Source organism: Hoeflea sp. 108 (assembly GCF_000372965.1).
GTDB lineage: Bacteria > Pseudomonadota > Alphaproteobacteria > Rhizobiales > Rhizobiaceae > Aminobacter.
Window position 1 is genome coordinate 1,411,699 of the sequence record NZ_KB890024.1, and the last position, 17,517, is coordinate 1,429,215.

17 protein-coding genes are annotated in these 17,517 nt (G+C 63.3%); 9 read left to right on the top strand and 8 right to left on the bottom strand.

From position 1 onward, the window contains the following. Positions 1–40: 40 nt before the first annotated feature. From betA to betI, 4 genes are read right to left on the bottom strand one after another with little or no spacing between them, the layout of a single operon-like run. The gene (betA, locus tag B015_RS0106860; protein WP_018426934.1) at positions 41–1,693 is read right to left on the bottom strand and encodes a choline dehydrogenase; all 1,653 of its coding nucleotides are present in this window, start codon (positions 1,691–1,693) and stop codon (positions 41–43) included. Beyond that, entirely contained in the window at positions 1,686–2,687 is a 1,002-nt protein-coding gene (locus tag B015_RS0106865; RefSeq protein ID WP_026226982.1) for a threonine/serine dehydratase, read from the bottom strand. Before B015_RS0106865 ends, betA begins: the two co-directional genes overlap by 8 nt. Continuing rightward, complete coding sequence (betC, locus tag B015_RS0106870) at positions 2,684–4,213, bottom strand: choline-sulfatase (protein ID WP_018426936.1); 1,530 nt, start codon at positions 4,211–4,213, stop codon at positions 2,684–2,686. The genes B015_RS0106865 and betC overlap by 4 nt, the downstream gene beginning before the upstream one ends. Then, entirely contained in the window at positions 4,210–4,800 is a 591-nt protein-coding gene (gene betI, locus B015_RS0106875; protein ID WP_018426937.1) for a transcriptional regulator BetI, read from the bottom strand. The genes betC and betI overlap by 4 nt, the downstream gene beginning before the upstream one ends. A 202-nt stretch (positions 4,801–5,002) precedes the next feature. On the opposite strand from betI, the gene B015_RS0106880 reads away from it, so the two are divergent. From B015_RS0106880 to B015_RS0106895, 4 genes are all read left to right on the top strand, one after another. Beyond that, complete coding sequence (locus B015_RS0106880; protein WP_026226983.1) at positions 5,003–6,166, top strand: acetyl-CoA acetyltransferase; 1,164 nt, start codon at positions 5,003–5,005, stop codon at positions 6,164–6,166. Further along, entirely contained in the window at positions 6,163–6,891 is a 729-nt protein-coding gene (locus tag B015_RS0106885; protein WP_018426939.1) for an SDR family oxidoreductase, read from the top strand. Before B015_RS0106880 ends, B015_RS0106885 begins: the two co-directional genes overlap by 4 nt. A 75-nt stretch (positions 6,892–6,966) precedes the next feature. After that, a complete protein-coding gene (locus tag B015_RS0106890) occupies positions 6,967–7,971 on the top strand; it encodes an asparaginase (protein ID WP_018426940.1) in 1,005 nt (334 codons plus the stop codon). Positions 7,972–8,037: 66 nt separating this feature from the next. Next, positions 8,038–8,508, top strand: a complete 471-nt coding sequence (locus B015_RS0106895; RefSeq protein ID WP_018426941.1) for a GreA/GreB family elongation factor — start codon at positions 8,038–8,040, stop codon at positions 8,506–8,508. On the opposite strand, the gene B015_RS34060 is transcribed toward B015_RS0106895, so the two are convergent. After that, positions 8,505–8,636: a hypothetical protein gene (locus B015_RS34060; protein WP_018426942.1), complete on the bottom strand. Its 132-nt coding sequence runs from the start codon at positions 8,634–8,636 to the stop codon at positions 8,505–8,507. The genes B015_RS0106895 and B015_RS34060 overlap by 4 nt on opposite strands. 80 nt (positions 8,637–8,716) lie before the next feature. On the opposite strand from B015_RS34060, the gene B015_RS0106905 reads away from it, so the two are divergent. Then, complete coding sequence (locus B015_RS0106905) at positions 8,717–10,264, top strand: helicase HerA-like C-terminal domain-containing protein (protein ID WP_018426943.1); 1,548 nt, start codon at positions 8,717–8,719, stop codon at positions 10,262–10,264. Between the two features lie 76 nt (positions 10,265–10,340). Here the strand turns inward: B015_RS0106905 and B015_RS0106910 are convergent, their stop codons facing one another. Both B015_RS0106910 and B015_RS0106915 read right to left on the bottom strand, forming a co-directional pair. Continuing rightward, positions 10,341–11,084: a L,D-transpeptidase gene (locus tag B015_RS0106910; protein WP_018426944.1), complete on the bottom strand. Its 744-nt coding sequence runs from the start codon at positions 11,082–11,084 to the stop codon at positions 10,341–10,343. Between the two features lie 179 nt (positions 11,085–11,263). Continuing rightward, positions 11,264–11,926 carry a haloacid dehalogenase type II gene (locus B015_RS0106915; protein ID WP_018426945.1) on the bottom strand — a complete coding sequence of 221 codons (663 nt, stop codon included), beginning with the start codon at positions 11,924–11,926 and terminating at the stop codon, positions 11,264–11,266. Between the two features lie 140 nt (positions 11,927–12,066). On the opposite strand from B015_RS0106915, the gene B015_RS0106920 reads away from it, so the two are divergent. The 4 genes from B015_RS0106920 to B015_RS0106935 all read left to right on the top strand — a co-directional run bounded on the left by B015_RS0106920 (position 12,067) and on the right by B015_RS0106935 (position 15,275). Continuing rightward, the gene (locus tag B015_RS0106920; protein ID WP_018426946.1) at positions 12,067–12,945 is read left to right on the top strand and encodes a branched-chain amino acid aminotransferase; all 879 of its coding nucleotides are present in this window, start codon (positions 12,067–12,069) and stop codon (positions 12,943–12,945) included. Positions 12,946–13,052: 107 nt separating this feature from the next. Next, entirely contained in the window at positions 13,053–13,649 is a 597-nt protein-coding gene (locus tag B015_RS0106925) for a superoxide dismutase (RefSeq protein WP_018426947.1), read from the top strand. A 224-nt stretch (positions 13,650–13,873) separates the two neighbouring features. Then, positions 13,874–14,311, top strand: a complete 438-nt coding sequence (locus B015_RS0106930) for a cytochrome c (protein WP_018426948.1) — start codon at positions 13,874–13,876, stop codon at positions 14,309–14,311. Positions 14,312–14,321: 10 nt separating this feature from the next. Beyond that, the gene (locus tag B015_RS0106935; protein WP_018426949.1) at positions 14,322–15,275 is read left to right on the top strand and encodes a cytochrome c; all 954 of its coding nucleotides are present in this window, start codon (positions 14,322–14,324) and stop codon (positions 15,273–15,275) included. A gap of 80 nt (positions 15,276–15,355) precedes the next feature. Here the strand turns inward: B015_RS0106935 and B015_RS0106940 are convergent, their stop codons facing one another. After that, on the bottom strand, positions 15,356–17,455 hold the full coding sequence (locus B015_RS0106940; RefSeq protein WP_018426950.1) for a S9 family peptidase: 2,100 nt from the start codon (positions 17,453–17,455) through the stop codon (positions 15,356–15,358). Positions 17,456–17,517: the final 62 nt, after the last annotated feature.

Genomic DNA, 17,517 nt, shown 5'->3' on the forward strand with positions numbered 1-17,517 from the left:
TTTATTTTCGATGTTCCGGGCGAGTTGGCCGGATGATGCTCTATCTGTCGGAGACCTGCCAGCGCGGATTGATCCACGGCTCCTGGTTGGACGGCGCAAGCGGCGTCCGGCCAAGGATGTGGTCGGCGGCCTTCTCTCCGGTCATGATCGACGGGCCGTTGAGATTGCCGTTCGTCACGCGCGGGAAGATCGAGGAATCGGCGACACGCAGGCCCTCGACGCCGATCACCCGGCATTCCGGATCGACGACGCTGGTCGGATCGTCGGCCCGGCCCATGCGGCAGGTGCCGCAGGGGTGATAGGCGCTTTCGGAGTGCTCACGGATGAAGTCGTCGAGCTGCTTGTCCGACTGCACGTGGCTGCCTGGCGAAATCTCGCTGCCGCGGAACGGATCGAAGGCGGACTGGCCAAATATCTCGCGGGTCAGCCGGATGCAGTGGCGGAAATCGGCCCAGTCGTCGGGATGCGACATGTAGTTGAAGCGGATCTCGGGTTTGTCCCACGGATCATCGGAGCGAAGGGTGATCGCGCCGCGCGACTTCGACCGCATCGGGCCGACATGAGCCTGGAAGCCATGCGACTTGGCCGCCGCCTTGCCGTCGTAGCGAACTGCTGCCGGCAGGAAGTGGAACTGGATGTCGGGATAATCGACACCGGCTTTTGAGCGCACGAAGGCCGCCGCCTCGAAATGGTTGGTTGCGCCGAGGCCGGTCTTGAACAGCAGCCACTCGGCTCCGATCAGCGCCTTGGAGAACGGATTGAAGACCGAATGCAGGGTGATCGGCTGGGTCGATTCCTGCTGGATGTAGAGCTCCATATGGTCCTGGAGATTCTGGCCGACGCCGCGCCTGTCGGCGCGCACCGCGATGCCGTGCTTCTTCAGGTGCTCGGCCGGGCCGATGCCCGAGAGCATCAAAAGTTTCGGCGAATTGATCGAGGAGGCAGCGACGATCACCTCGCGTCTTGCCTTAACGACCTGAATCTTCCTGCGAGCTTCGATCTCGACGCCGACGGCGCGTTGATTCTCGATCACCACGCGCCTGGCGAAACCATTGACGACACGGACATTTCCGCGTTTCAGCGCTGGACGCAGATAGGCGTTGGCGACCGACCAGCGGCGCCCGCCATGGATGGTCTGCTCCATGGCCCCAAAGCCTTCCTGCTTGGAGCCGTTATAGTCCTCGGTCAGCTCGAAACCGGCCTGCCGGCCGGCGTCGACAAAGGCCTGGTAGAGCGGGTTCTTGCGCGGACCGCGCTGCACGTTGAGCGGACCCGAGGTGCCGCGCCAGCCTTCTTCGCCGCCATTCGAGTGCTCCATGCGCTTGAAGTAGGGCAGCACGTCGGCATAGCCCCAGCCGGTCGCGCCCTGTTCGGCCCAGTGATCGAAGTCGTGGGCGTGGCCGCGGACATAGACCATGCCGTTGATCGAGGACGAGCCGCCGAGCACTTTTCCGCGCGGGGTGGCCAGCACACGCCCGCCGAGATGCGGCTCGGGCTCGCTGGAATAGCCCCAGTCGTAGCGGCTCATGTTGAGCGGGATCGACAGCGCCGACGGCATCTGGATCAGCGGGCCGAAGTCGGTGCCGCCGTACTCGATGACGATCACCGAGTGCTTGCCGTCCTCCGACAGGCGATAGGCCATGGCCGAGCCGGCGGAGCCGGAGCCGACGATTACGAAATCTGCTTCAAGCATTGTTCACATGAACCATAAAATCGGCGAGCGAGACGTTGCCGCCGGTTGCGACGACGAGCACGGTCTTGCCGGCCACGTCGACCTTTCCTCCCAGAAGCGCCGCCAGCGACGAGGCGCCCGACGGCTCGAGCACGAGCTTCAGCCGCTCGAAGGCTGTGGTCATCGCTCGGCGGACGGAGGCGTCGTCGACGGTCAGCGCGCGAACATTGGTGGTGGTGACCGCTGCGAAGGGCGCTTCGCCCGGCCGGCGCGCCATCAGGCCGTCGCAGATTGAATTCTCAGCCAATGGCACGGCCGAGACCGCGCCATTGGCCAGCGAGGCGCCCAGGCCGTTGAAGCCTTCGGGCTCGACCGCGAAGACCTGCGTCGATGGTGAAAGGTGATGGAAGGCAAGCGAGATGCCACCGATGAGCCCGCCGCCGCCGACCGGGCAGAGCACGATGTCGGCCCCCACACCCTTGGTTGCCAACTGATCGAGCGCTTCAAGGCCGGCGCCGGCCTGGCCAGCGACGATCTCGGGATCGTCGAACGGGTGGAGCAGGACAAGGCCTTCGGTCTCGGAGATTTCGCGTGCTCTGGCAGCGGCGACCTCTTCGCGGGCGCGGTCGCCATGCTCGGTCAGGACAACGCGCGCGCCATAGCCCTTGGTCGCTTCGCGCTTGGCGGCGGGGGCGTCGATGGGCATGACGATGGTGACGGGGATGTCGAGCGACTGGCCGGCAGCGGCGAGGCCCTGGGCAAAGTTGCCGGAGGAAAAGGCGACCACGCCGCGCTCGGCTTCGTCTGCCGAGAGCTGCTTCAGCCGCCAATAGGCGCCGCGCGCCTTGAACGACCCGGCCCATTGCAGCGACTCGGCCTTGACGAAGACACGCGACGCACCGGTCTCGCGGGCGAGGACGGCGGATTCGAGCAGCGGTGTCAGCTGCGTTGCCTTCGATGTCTCGGCATAGGCCTGGCGAAGCCGGTCGAGGCCTGGAACCTTAGTGCTCATCATTCACCCCTCGGGAAGCGCTTGCTCTCTTCGAGCACGTTGAGGTCCATATGGTTGCGCATGTAGCGCTCGGATGCCTTCTGCAGCGGCTGGAAATCCCATGGGTAGTACGCGCCGTTGCGCAGCGCGGGGTAGATCACCCAGCGGCGCGCCTGACTTTCGCGCACGGCCGCGTCGAAGGCCGCCATGTCCCAGCGGGCGCGGACCTTCGCCATGAAGCTTGCCACCAGACCGGCACGGGTGGGGTCGGCGGCGAGGTTGCTGAGCTCCTGGGGATCCGATTCCAGATCAAACAGTTGCGGCGGGTCGATCTCGCAGTGGACGAACTTGAAACGGCCGTCGCGGATGGCGACGAGCGGTGCGTAGGAGCCTTCGGCCGCGTATTCCATGAGCACCGGGACGGCGCGTTGCTCCCCTTGTGCCAGCGGCAGCAGCGACTGGCCGTCGGTCCAGGGAGCGATATCGGAAAGGTCAATGCCGGCTAGGTCGCACAGTGTCGGCAGGATGTCGAGGTTAGAGGTCGGCGCCTCGATCAACCCGGATGGCAGGCTCTTCCCGGCGACCATCAGCGGGACACGGGCCGAGCCCTCGTAGAAGCACATCTTGAACCACAGGCCGCGCTCGCCAAGCATGTCGCCATGGTCGGAGCAGAACAGGATGACGGTGTCGTCGAGCATATGCGTGCGCTCAAGCACCGACAGCAGTTGGCCGACCTTGTCGTCGATGTAGGAGATGTTGGCGAAGTAGCCGCGGCGCGAGCGGCGCACCTGCTCCCGCGTGATGTCGAAACTGGCATAGTCGCTGGCCAGATAAAGCCGCTGCGAATGCGGGTCCTGCTGATCGGCAGGGATGAAGCCGACTTCGGGATCCAGTGCAGGACAGTTTTCGTAGAGGTCCCAATACTGGCGACGGGCGACATAGGGGTCGTGCGGGTGGGTGAAGGAGACGGTAAGGCACCACGGGCGATGCTCGGCCTGGTCGGAAACGCGGGCGAAATCATAGAGCTTCTGGGTCGCGAGGAAGGCGACCTCGTCGTCATACTCCATCTGGTTGCTGATCTCGGCCGTGCCCGCGCCGGTGACCGAGCCGAGATTGTGGTACCACCAGTCGATGCGTTCGCCTGGCTTGCGATAGTCGGGCGTCCAGCCGAAATCGGCGGGATAGATATCGGTCGTCAGCCGCTCCTCGAAGCCGTGAAGCTGGTCAGGCCCGACGAAATGCATCTTGCCTGACAGCACCGTATGATAGCCGGCGGCGCGCAGATGGTGGGCGAAGGTCGGGATGGACGAGGCGAATTCTGCGGCGTTGTCATAGACGCCGGTGCGCGACGGCAATTGCCCCGACATGAAGGCGGCACGGCCCGGCGCGCAGAGCGGCGAGGCGGTGTAATTGTTTGCAAAGCGCGCCGAACGCGCGGCGAGTGCCTTGAGATGTGGTACGTGCAGGAAGTCGGCCGGACCGTCAGGGAAGAACGTGCCGGCCAGCTGGTCGACCATGACGATGAGGATGTTGGGCTGCGTGGTCTTCATGCGTTGCCCGCCTGCGAGAGCTTGGCTTCGAGATAGTCTTCGACCAGTGCGATGGCGGACGCCGCATTGGGTATGCCGTCGCGCAGGGCCCGGCGAATGTAGAGCCCGTCGATCATGGCCGCTGTCGCTTCGGCGACGCGCTCTGCCTCATGACGTGGCAGCAGGCGGGTAAGACCGCTCATCAGATTCGAGTGCAGGCGATGGGCATAGATCCGCAGCAGGCGGCGAAGTGCCGGCGACTTCTGCGCCTCGACATAGAAGGCGAGCCAGGCGGCGATTGTCTCCGACTGAAACTGCTTGTCCGAGAAATTGACCGCAATGACAGCTGAAACACGGGCACGCGGTGTCTCGGCGACACGCAGTGCCGAAGTCGTGTCGGTCAGAAGTTCGGACAGGAGGTGCCGCATGGTGGCGGCGAGCAGCTCGTCCTTGGCACCGAAATAGTGGTGGGCAAGCGCAGACGAAACGCCGGCGCGGCCGGCGATCTCTGACATGGTCACGTCGAGGCTGCCGCGTTCGCCGATCGCCGAGATCGTCGCGTCGATCAGCGCCTTGCGGCGCAGCGGCTCCATTCCGACCTTGGGCATCCAGTCTCCTCCGGTCTTCAGGGTATTTTTAATTGACTCGTCAATCAATAAAAAACACGGCGCATCTCGTCTCGAATGCGCCATGGAACCCCCATCTGGGCCATTGAAAGTCGCCGAAAACTGTTCATATTTGAACGGAATTGAAGGGCGTTGGAATCGCCCGGCAAATGGCGCAACATGTGAACCGCCGATGGAGACGAAGATGACCGCATGCATCGTGGGCTGGGCGCATTCGCGCTTCGGCAAGCTGGAAGGCGAGACGCTGGAAAGCCTGATTACACAGGTTGCCAACGAGGCGATGGCTCATGCCGGCATCGGGCCTGACGACGTCGACGAGATCGTGCTCGGCCACTTCAACGCCGGCTTCTCCGCACAGGATTTTACCGCGAGCCTCGTGCTGCAGGCCGATGACCGTCTGCGCTTCAAGCCGGCGACGCGCGTCGAGAACGCCTGCGCCACGGGTTCGGCGGCGGTGCGCCAGGGCATTCGCGCGGTGAATTCCGGCCAGCGCATCGTGCTGGTGGTCGGCGCCGAGCAGATGACCACGACGCCGGGACCGGAAATCGGCAAAAACCTTTTGCGCGCGTCATATCTGCCCGAGGAGGGCGACACCCCGGCTGGTTTTGCCGGTGTGTTCGGCAAGATCGCCCAGGCCTATTTCCAGCGCTATGGTGACCAGTCCGACGCCCTGGCGATGATTGCCGCCAAGAATCACAAGAACGGCGTCGACAATCCTTATGCCCAGATGCGCAAGGATTTCGGCTTCGATTTCTGCCGTCAGGAAAGCGAAAAGAACCCCTTCGTCGCCGGACCGCTGAAGCGCACCGATTGTTCGCTGGTCTCCGACGGCGCGGCAGCCTTGGTGCTGACCGACAGCACGACGGCGTTGGCCATGCGCCGCGCGATCGCCTTCCGCGCCAATGAGCATGTGCAGGACTTCCTGCCGATGTCGAAGCGCGACATCCTGCAGTTCGAAGGCTGCGAGGTCGCGTGGAACAAGGCGCTGAAGTCGGCCGGCGTGTCGCTCGACGACCTGTCCTTTGTCGAGACGCATGACTGCTTCACCATCGCCGAACTGATCGAATACGAGGCGATGGGGCTTGCGCCGCGCGGCGAGGGTGCCCGTATCGCCATGGAAGGCATCACCGCCAAAGACGGCCGCCTGCCGGTGAATCCCTCGGGCGGGCTCAAGGCCAAGGGTCATCCGATCGGCGCGACCGGCGTTTCGATGCATGTGTTGACCGCAATGCAGCTTGCAGGCGAGGCCGGCGGTATCCAGGTCAAGGATGCCAAGCTCGGCGGCATCTTCAACATGGGCGGTGCCGCGGTCGCCAACTACGTGTCGATCCTGGACCGCATCAGATGAGGCATTCCGCCGTGGTCATCGGCGGTGCGTCGGGCGTCGGCCTTGCAGTGGCCGAGCGCCTGATCGCGGATGGATGGCCGGTGGCTGTCATCGATGACGACGGCGGCGCGCTTGAAGCGGCGGAGGACCAGATCGACAACGACGAAGTCGTGTTCATCGAGGCCGACCCTACTGACGAGGACAATATGGCAGAAGCCTTCGACGAGGTGGTCGACCGGCTCGGCCTGATCGGTGGGCTCGTCTCGATGGCCGGCTTTGCTCGAAACGCATCCGTCGAGGACACCAGCGCCGAGACATTGCGCGAGGCGCTGGAGGTCAATCTCGTCGCGCCCTTCATCGCGGCGAAGGCTGCGCTGGAGCGCATGGGCGCGTCGTTGTCGGTGGTGAGCGTCGGCTCGGTTGCCGGTTTGCGTGCCCACCACGGCCAACTGGCAACGGCAGCGTCCCAGGCGGGGCTCAAGCTGATGTCCGAGGTCCTGGCGCTGGAATGCGGCAATCGCGGTGTTCGCATCAATGCGGTTGCCACCGGCTTCACGGGGGCGGACGGCGTCGGCAATGGCCGGGTCGAACCCAGGCTTGTCCCGCAAGGGCGCTATGGCGAGCCTGAGGAGGTTGCTGCCGCGGTCGCCTTCCTGCTGTCATCAGAGGCCAGCTATGTGAACGGTCACACACTTGCGGTGGATGGCGGATTCCTTGCCTCTGGGCTATCGATTGCCCGTCCATGAGATTGGCTGGTCTGATAGGCTGGTCGCCGTCGACGGACGATTGATCCCCCGCAGGTGCACGAAGGCTTCCCCACAATGACAAATCCGGTTCTGGTCGAGGTCCTGCGCGGCCAACTCGTCGAAAGCGCACATCGCGGTGCGGTGGTCGTCGTCGATGCCGACGGCACGACGGTCTTTGCTGCCGGCGACGCCGACATGCCGGTTTTCCCGCGCTCGGCAGTGAAGGCGATCCAGGCGCTGCCCTTTGTCGAGAGCGGTGCGGCCGACGCCTACGGTTTCGGCGAACGCGAACTGGCGATCGCTTGCGCCTCGCATTCGGGCGAACCCGCCCATGCCGAGCTCGCCAAGGCGATGCTTGCGAAGGCCGGTCTCGGACCCGACGCTCTGGAATGCGGTGCGCATTGGCCCTCAAGCCAGAACGCCACTGTCGACCTTGCCCGAAGCGGTGCGGCCCCGAGCGCCTTGCACAACAATTGCTCGGGCAAGCACGCCGGCTTCGTTTGCACCTGTCATCACCTCGGCATCAATCATCTCGGCTATGTGCGGCCCGAGCACCGTTTTCAGGAGATGATCCGTGAAACGATGGAGGCGGTTACCGGTGCTCCCCACAACGAGACGAACATGGGCATCGACGGCTGCTCTATCCCGACTTTCGCCGTTCCGCTGAAGAACCTGGCGCTAGGATTCGCTCGGATGGTCAGCGGCCAGGGCCTCGCTCCCGAGCGTGCGAAGGCGGCCAGACGGCTGATGTCGGCCTGCATGGCAGAACCTTTCATGGTGGCCGGAACCGGAAGGGCGGATACCGAGTTGATGCAGGCTGCCCCTGGAAGAATCTTCGTCAAGGTCGGCGCTGAAGGTGTCTACTGTGCCGCGCTGCCGGAACTCGGTTACGGCATCGCGCTCAAGTGTGATGACGGCGCTGGCCGGGCGGCGGAGATCATGATTGCGGCAGTGCTGGCCAAGTTGGTATCCGCCGACAGCGGGCTGGCAGCCAAGATGAACGAAGCGGCCAATCCGGTCCTGAAGAACTGGAACGGGATCGAGGTCGCCTCGCTCAGGCCGACCGTAGTATTCGCCTGATCGCGGTGGAGATACGGTCAGTCTAGCTGGCTTGTTATCGGCGGAATGAAGGCCTAGGTTCTTCTTATGAGCAGAGCTTTTACCCGCGAAGACGACAGTGAAAACCAGATCGCCGACATCGGCGAGCGACCGGTGAGCACGTACCGCAACCTGGTGACGGAGCATGGGTTGGCGCAGATCGAAGCCGAGTTGGGCCGATTGCGCGAGGATTTGGCCAAGGCGGAAGGCGAGGCAGACCGCGAGCGCATCGCCACCGTTTCGCGCGACCTGCGCTATTGGCAGGCGCGGCGCGAAAACGCCGAGGTTTCTGTGCCCGAGCCCGACAGCACGGTCGTCCGCTTCGGCATGAAGGTCAGCATCGAGGACGATGACGGCAAGCGCCACGCCTGGCGCATCGTCGGCGAGGACGAGGCGAACGCGGCCAAGGGCAGCATCTCGCATGTCTCGCCCATGGCGCAGGCAATGTTTGGCAAGGGGGTAGGCGAGGTCGCCACCGTCAACGGCCGCGACTGGGAAATCGTCGAGATCCGCGTCTAGCCTTCAATTGCAACCGCGTGGTCGCGGAAGAACGCGGCCGCCCCGGCTTCATCGATCTCGACTGCGGCGACGCCCATCAAAAAAAGATCAAGCTCACAGTTGTCCGCTGCGCTGACCGGATGAGCCATTGTGGCATGTGAGGGCGGCCACTATACCTTTGGGGTGGCCGCGTCGCGGTCGGGACACAGCATTGCCGGAGACAACGCCCATGGCGCAGGACGACAGCATTTTCATCGGTGCCAGCCGCAAGCCTGATGACAGCTATCAACGGCCCGAGGAACTGCTGCTGAAATACGGCAACCGCCACGGTCTCGTCACCGGCGCCACCGGCACCGGCAAGACGGTGACGTTGCAGGTCCTGGCCGAAGGCTTCTCGAATGCAGGCGTGCCGGTTTTCTGTGCCGACATCAAGGGCGACCTTTCGGGCATCGCCATGATGGGCGAGGCCAAGGACTTCCTGGTCGCCCGCGCCCAGGCGGTGAAGCTCGATCCTTACGAATTCCAGGAATTCCCCGTCATCTTCTGGGACCTGTTCGGCGAGCAGGGCCATCCGATCCGCGCCACCATCTCCGAGATGGGGCCGTTGCTGCTGTCGCGCCTGATGAACCTCTCCGAGGCGCAGGAGGGCGTGCTCAACATCGCCTTCCGCATTGCCGACGAGGAAGGCCTGCTGCTGCTCGACATGAAGGACCTGCAGGCGCTGCTCGCCAACATCGCCGAGCGGGCCGAGGAGATCGGCGCGCGCTACGGCAATGTCACCAAGCCGTCGGTCGGCGCGATCCAGCGCTCGCTGCTGGTTCTGGAACAGCAGGGTGGCAATCACTTCTTCGGCGAGCCGGCGCTCAAGATTTCCGATATCATGCGCACCACGCGCGACGGCCGTGGCGCGATCAACGTGCTGGCCGCCGATAAGCTGATGATGAACCCGCGCCTTTACGCGACGTTCCTTTTGTGGCTGCTGTCGGAACTGTTCGAGGTGTTGCCTGAGGTTGGCGATCCCGACAAGCCGAAGCTGGTGTTCTTCTTCGACGAAGCGCATCTCTTGTTCGACGAGGCGCCGAAGATCGTCGTCGATCGTGTCGAGCAGGTGGTACGCCTGATCCGTTCGAAGGGCGTGGGCGTCTATTTCGTCACCCAGAACCCGCTCGACGTTCCCGAAACCGTGCTGGCCCAGCTCGGCAATCGTGTCCAGCATGCGCTGCGCGCCTATACGCCGCGCGAGCAGAAGGCGGTGAAGACGGCTGCCGAGACGTTCCGGCCAAACCCCGACTTCAACTGCGCCACCGCGATCACCCAGTTGGGCACCGGCGAGGCTCTGGTCTCGACGCTCGAGGCCAAGGGTATACCTTCTATGGTGCAGCGGACCTTGATCCGTCCGCCGGCATCGCGCCTGGGCCCGGTCACGCCGGAAGAGCGCCGCAAGCTGATCAACGAAAGCCCTGTCGCCGGCCAGTACGACCAGGCGGTTGATCGCGAGTCGGCGTTCGAGATGCTGCAGAAGAAGGCGGCTGCCGCTCAGCAGGCGCAGCAGGAGGCTCAGCAGGCCAACACCGGCGGTGGCAGCGGCTGGACGATCCCCGGCTTCGGCAATGATGGCGGATCCCAGACCTCGGGTGGAAATGCGCCGCGTCCGCGTACGTCAAATCGCCAGACTGTGACCGAAGCTGCCATCAAGTCGGTGGTGCGCTCGGTAGGCTCCTCGGTCGGCCGCGCGCTGGTGCGCGGCATCCTCGGCAGCCTGAAGAAGGGCTTCTGAGCAAGCTTCCCGGCTTGCAGAAACAAAAACGGCGCGTCGATGACGCGCCGTTTTCACTGTTCCGCTTGTTGCGCGGTCAGGCCATGCTGAGGCCGTTGGTGACCAGGATCGGCGTCTTACTGGGGACGCGGTCGTAAAGATCCATGATGTCCTGGTTCATCAGGCGCACGCAGCCCGACGACACCGACTTGCCGATGGTCCACCATTCCGGCGAGCCATGGACGCGGTAGAGCGTGTCTTCGTTGTTCTGGAAGATGTAGAGCGCACGGGCGCCGAGCGGGTTGTTCAGGCCCGGGGCCATGCCGCCATTGCGGGCGCTGTACTTCTCGAGTTCGGGCTGGCGGCCGATCATCTCGTCTGGCGGGGTCCACTTCGGCCAGGTGCGCTTCCACTGGATGACGGCGCGGCCCTGCCAGGCAAAGCCGGCGCGTCCGAGGCCGACGCCGTAGCGCATGGCCTGGCCGTTCTCACGCACGAGATAGAGGTAGTGCGTCGAGGTATCGACGACCAGCGTGCCGGGGCGCTCGCCGGTGGGGTCTGCAACGATCTGGCGAAGGAACTGCGGCTTCACCTTCTTGACCGGGATGCCCGGCACTTCATAGCCCTCATCGGTGACCGGGCCGTACATGCTGACATAGTCGCCACCGAAACCGGGATCGATGTTGACGGGCGGCGGTGCCGGTTGCGGCGCGTCGACGATCTGGCCACCGCTATTGACGGTGGTGCAGGCGGAAAGTGCGGCGGTTGCCGCTCCAGCCGCTGCAAGATTCAGGAATCCGCGGCGGGTCAGGCTACGGGATGGCTCGGTGATAATGGGCATGACTGCGATCTGGGCTTCCGTTCGAAAGGAATGGTGAATTAAAAGGAAACTGTCTGCGTCCCCTTAACGCTCACGGTGATAAGCGGGTCCAAATCAGACCTTAGGGTGGACAAAGCATGGCGACGGTGTGACAGGCCAATCACTGTTGCGTTATGGCAACAATGCTGTCCTATGGATGGCTAACCAATTGTAACTAAACCTTCCAGTGAGGGCAGGATCAGCGACGGTGGAAGATCCCGATACTCGTCGGGCTGGTCGCTGCGATTTATCCAGACAGTGCGGAAACCGAACTTGGAAGCGCCTGCAATGTCCCAGCGGTTGGACGACTGGAATGACACGGCATCGGGATAGAGGCGCCAGCTGCTGCAGACCAGGTCGTAGACCGACTGGTCCGTCTTGAAGCGGCGCACGGCATCGACCGAGAAGATCTCGTCGAGGATGAGATCGAGGCCGGCCGAGCGCACTGCAGCTTCCAGCATCGCCGGCGAGCCGTTTGAAAGGATCGCGAGCCGGGCGCCATTGTCCTTCAAATTGCGCAGGACAGCAGGCACCTCCGGATAGCAGTCGAGCTGCCAATAGGCATCGAGCAGCTTGCTGCGCAGCGCCGGGTCTGCTGAGGGCACCTTGCGGAAGGCGAAATCGAGGGCCTGTTCGGTAAGCTGCCAGAAATCGCTATAGGCGCCCATCAGCGTCCGCACCCAGGAATATTCGAGCTGCTTGGCCCGCCATATGTCGGACAGCAGCTGGCCGTCGGGCCCGATGTCCTGGGCGTGCCTGCGGACGGCGGCGTGGACGTCGAACAGGGTGCCGTAGGCGTCGAATATGTAGGCAGAGTGGCGCATGTTCGTGGTTTTCCAACGACTTGCCGCGCAGTGCAAGCCGAACTGTCGACTGGCTCCAACAAATCGGCGGCCTGCCCGTTGACGGGGCGGGCCAAAGTCTCTTCCATTGCAGCCATCAAGGAAATGACGGGACAACCAAGATGACGCTAGCGGCGGCTGCACAATCGACCACCTGGACCTATGTCGACGGTGACTGGTACGAGGGCAACGTGGCGATCGTCGGGCCGCGCAGTCACGCCATGTGGCTTGGCTCGACCGTATTCGACGGCGCGCGCTGGTTCGAGGGCGTGGCGCCCGATCTCGATGCGCATTCGCGCCGCGTCAACGCCTCGGCGATAGCACTCGGCCTCAAGCCGACCATGTCGCCTGAGACGATTGCAGGCCTGACCTGGGATGGCCTCAAGAAATTCGACGGCAAGACGGCGGTCTATATCCGCCCGATGTATTGGGCCGAGCATGGCGGCTACATGGGCGTGCCGGCCGATCCGGCTTCGACGCGTTTTTGCCTGTGCCTTTACGAGTCGCCGATGATGGAGCCGACGGGCTTCTCGATCGGCCTTTCGCCGTTCCGCCGGCCGACGCTCGAAACCATGCCCACCAATGCCAAGGCAGGCTGCCTCTATCCGAATAACGGGCGCGCCATCCTGGAAGCCAAGATGCGCGGCTTCGACAATGCGCTGGTGCTCGACATGCTGGGCAATGTCGCCGAGACCGGCTCCTCCAACATTTTCCTGGTCAAGAATGGCGTGGTGTTTACGCCTGCGCCGAACGGGACCTTTCTGTCGGGCATCACGCGCAGCCGCGCCATGTCGCTGCTTGCCGAAAAGGGCATGACGGTCGTCGAGAAGACGCTGTCGGTGCGCGAGTTTCTTGAGGCGGACGAAATCTTCTCGACCGGCAACCACTCCAAGGTGGTCCCGATCACCCGTATCGAAGATCGAATTCTCCAGCCCGGACCGGTAGCAAAAAAGTCGCGCGAGCTATATTGGGAGTGGGCCCACTCGACCGGCAAGGCCTGAGTGCAGACAAAGAAAAAACCCGTTTCGCATCTGTTGCCGCATCCTGTGGCAACCTATCTCTACCCGGCATAGACATGCCGTGAATTGCCAGCAAGGGAGTATGAACCATGGCTTTTGAATTGCCCGCATTGCCCTACGACTACGAGGCGCTGCAGCCCTTCATGTCGAAGGAGACGCTGGAATTCCATCACGACAAGCACCACAAGGCTTATGTCGACAACGGCAACAAGCTGGCAGCGGAAGCCGGCATGGAAAACCTGTCGCTCGAAGAGGTGGTGAAGCAGTCGTTCGGCAAGCATGCCGGCCTGTTCAATAACGCTGCCCAGCACTATAACCACGTCCACTTCTGGAAGTGGATGAAGAAGGCTGGCGGTGGCAACAAGCTGCCGGGTGCCCTGCAGAAGGCGATCGACTCGGATCTCGGCGGCTACGACAAGTTCAAGGCTGATTTCATCGCTGCCGGCACCACCCAGTTCGGCTCGGGCTGGGCCTGGCTTTCGGTCAAGGGCGGTAAGCTCGAAATCTCGAAGACCCCGAACGGCGAGAACCCGCTGGTTCACGGCGCGACCCCGATCCTGGGCGTCGACGTGTGGGAGCACTCCTACTACATCGACTACCGCAATGCCCGTCCGAAGTACCTCGAGGCGTTCGTCGACAGCCTGATCAACTGGGACTACGTGCTCGAGCTCTACGAAAAGGCTTGAGCCCAGATCGTTTTTCCAGGCCGCATCCAGTGATGCGGTCCGGTGAAGACCTGACATTTTTCCGAAACCCCGGCCACGGCCGGGGTTTTTGCGTTTAGAACGGGCTTTCCGGGAATGTCTGAAAAAGACTAACAGTCACGGAAGCGTGAAGAGAATTCCGGGACGAACTGGGCCAGTTTCCCCGTTGGCTCAAGGCAGCATTGTTGCAACCCGGAGAGGACCTTATGAAAAAGATCGTACTTGCCGTCGCGGCGCTCGCGCTCGTTACCACGGCGGCGTTTGCCGATATCATCGCTGATCGCAAGGCGGTCATGAAGGAGAATGCCAAGGATGTCGGCGTGCTCGTGAAGATGGTGAAGGGCGAAGCTCCCTTCGATGCGGCAGCCGTCCTGGCGGCGCTGACCGCGCTCAACGACAACGTCCAGAAGATCGATGTTGCGGCGTCGTTCCCCGTCGGCAGCGACAAGGGCGACACAACAGCCTCGCCGAAGATCTGGGAAGACGCAGCAGGCTTCCAGGCAGCCGTCGACAAGTTCAAGGCAGTGACCGCAGCCGCAGTCGCAGCGCCCGCCCAGGACATCGATGCGCTGAAGGCCCAGGTAGGCACGATTGGCCAGACCTGCGGCGCCTGCCACGAAACCTACCGCGTGAAGAAGGGCTGATCGCCTTCGGATGGCTATCATCAAGAAGCTTGCAATCGCGGCTCTGGCGCTTGGCGGCGTCGGAGCCGTTGCATTCTGGTGGCTGACAGTGCCTGAAAGGCTCGCGCCGGAGACCGTTGCGGCACTCGGTACGGGTGATGCGATGCGGGGGCAACGCATCTTTGATGCCGGCGGATGCGCCTCCTGTCATGCCAAGCCGAAGGCTGACGGCGACGCCCGTCTGCAGCTCGCCGGTGGTGTCGAACTCAAGACCGATTTCGGCACTTTCGTCGCGCCGAACATCTCGTCCGATCCCAATGATGGGATCGGCGCTTGGTCGATCGAGGACTTCGCCAACGCCATGCTGAAAGGCGTGGCGCGAAACGGAGACCATCTCTATCCGGCCTTTCCCTACACATCCTACGCGCGCATGAAGCCGGCTGACGTGGCCGATCTCTATGCCTTCATGAAGACGCTTCCTGCGGTGCAGGGCAGGGCGGCCGACCACCAATTGGTATTCCCGTTCAGCGTCCGTCGGGGGCTCGGGCTGTGGAAGCAACTCTACCTCAGCAACGAACCGGTGGTGGCGATGGCCGACGGCACTCCGGAAAAGGTGCTTCGGGGGAGAGATCTGGTCGAAGGTGCCGGACATTGCGGCGAGTGCCATACGCCGCGTAGTCTTGCCGGCGGCACGGAGAAGGGCCAGTGGCTCGCCGGCGCCAAGGCCGCCGAAGGTGGCGGCGTGGTGCCCAACATCACGCCCGAGGGCAAGGGCATCAGCGGATGGTCGGAGGGCGATATCGCCGGCTATCTCGAAACCGGCTTCACCCCCGAATTCGATTCCGTCGGCGGCACCATGGTCGAAGTGCAGAAGAACATGGCCAGGCTGAGCGCCGACGACCGGGAGGCGATCGCCGCCTATCTCAAGACGATACCGGGGCATCCCAACGGTTTTGCTGCGCCGCAGCCGAAGCCTACCGACTGATATCCAAGGCAGATTCATCAATGAAAACGGCCCGGACCTTATGGTTCCGGGCCGTTTCATTTTGGTGTCGGAGCCTATGGTCAGGCGATGCCCGCCACCTTCAGCGCGAATGCGTAGTTGAAGGCGACCTCCTCCAGTCTGGAGAAACGGCCCGAAGCGCCGGCATGGCCTGAATCCATGTTGATCTTGAAGAGCACCGGGCTCTCGCCTGCCTTGCGTTCGCGCAACCGGGCGGCCCACTTGGCCGGCTCCCAGTAGGTGACGCGCGGGTCGGTCAGGCCGGCCACCGCCAGGATCGGCGGATAGTCGAGTGCGGCGACATTGTCGTATGGCGAGTAGGCCGCGATGGTCTGGTAATCCGCCACAGATGCGATCGGATTGCCCCATTCGGGCCATTCCGGCGGCGTCAACGGCAAGGTGTCGTCGAGCATGGTGGTCAGCACGTCGACAAAGGGCACCTCCGCGATGATGCCGGCGAAGGCATCGGGCGCCATATTGGCCACCGCGCCCATCAGCATGCCGCCGGCCGAACCGCCCTGGGCGACGATGCGGTCGTGCGAGGTGTAGCGCTCGGCGACGAGATGGTGGGCGCAGGCGATGAAATCGGTGAAGGTGTTTTGCTTCGCCGCCCGCTTGCCGTCCTCATACCAGGCGTAACCCTTGTCCTTGCCGCCGCGGATATGGGCGATGGCATAGACGAAGCCACGGTCGACCAGCGACAGACAGTTGGTGTTAAATGAGGCAGGGATGGTGATGCCATAGGAGCCGTAGCCGTAGAGCAGGCAGGGAGCAGAGCCGTCCAGCGGCGTGTCGCGCCGGTGGATCAGCGAGATCGGCACCAGTTCGCCATCGTGGGCGGGGGCCATCAGGCGGCGCGTGACATAGTCGTCGGCGTTGTGGCCCGAGGGGACTTCCTGGGTCTTGAGCAGGACGCGCTCGCGCGTGCGCATGTTGTAGTCGAACACCTGCGCCGGCGTGGTCATCGACGAATAGCTGAAGCGGATGATGTCGGTGTCGTATTCATAGGAACCCGACAGGCCGAGCGAGAACGCTTCCTCGTCGAAGGAGATGAGGTGCTCGGCGCCTGTGGCGCGCTCATGGACGACGATGCGCGGCAGGCCCTCCTTGCGCTCGAGGCGGACCATGAAGTCCTTGAAGCCCATGACCGACAGGATCAGACGGCCGGGTTCGTGGGCGACGAGTTCCTTCCAGTTGGCGCGCTGAGGGTCGCTGATGGGCGCCGTCATGATCTTGAAGTCCTTGGCGCCGTCGGCATTGGTCAGCACGAAGAAGATGTCGCCGCCTTCCTCGAGGTCATATTGCAGGCCGATTTCGCGTGCCGCGACAAGCTTCGGCTCGGCGAGCGGATCGCTGGCTGGGAACAGGCGGTACTCTGAGGTTTCATGATCGCTGATCGAGATCATGATCCAGTCGTTGTTGCGGGTGCCGCCGACATTCATGAAGAAGCCGGGATCGGTCTCCTCGTAGACCAGCCGGTCGGTCGAAGCATCGCTGCCGAGTGCATGGTAGAGCACCTTGGACGGGCGATGGTTGGGGTCGAGGCGGGAGTAGAAGAAGCCGGCATTAGCTGCATCCCAAGAGCCCGAACCGCCGGTGTCGCCGACCACGTCGTCAAGTTCCGCACCGCTGGCGACGTCACGTACGCGCAGCGTGTAGAATTCCGAGCCCTTGTCGTCGAATCCCCAGATCAGGCGCTTGTGGTCGGATGAGTGGTCGATGCCGCCGAGACGGAAGTAGGCGTGGCCCTCGGCTTCCTTGTCGCCGTCGAGGATGATCTCTTCGGCACCGCCCTCACTCGGAATGCGGAAATAGCGCGGCTGCTCGCCTCCCTTCCTGAACGAGGAGCCGTAGGCATAAGGCCCATCCTTCATCGGTACGGAGGAATCGTCTTCCTTGATGCGGCCCTTCATCTCTTCAAACAGCGTCTTCCTGAGATCCGCCGTGTCGGCCATCAGCTTGTTCTGGTAGCGGTTTTCGGCCTCAAGGTGGCTGCGGATCGCTTGGTCGAGCTGGCTCGGATCGCGGAACACCTCCTGCCAGTTGTCGGCACGCAGCCAGGCATATTCGTCGACGCGGGTGATGCCGTGGCGCGTGTCGGAAACCGGACGCTGCGCGGTGGTCGGCGCGGGAATGTCGGCGAAGATCTTGGGTCGGGTCATTGCGTCTCGCGTATCTGGATCTTGGGCTGAATCTTGAATGCCGAATGAACACATCGATCAGG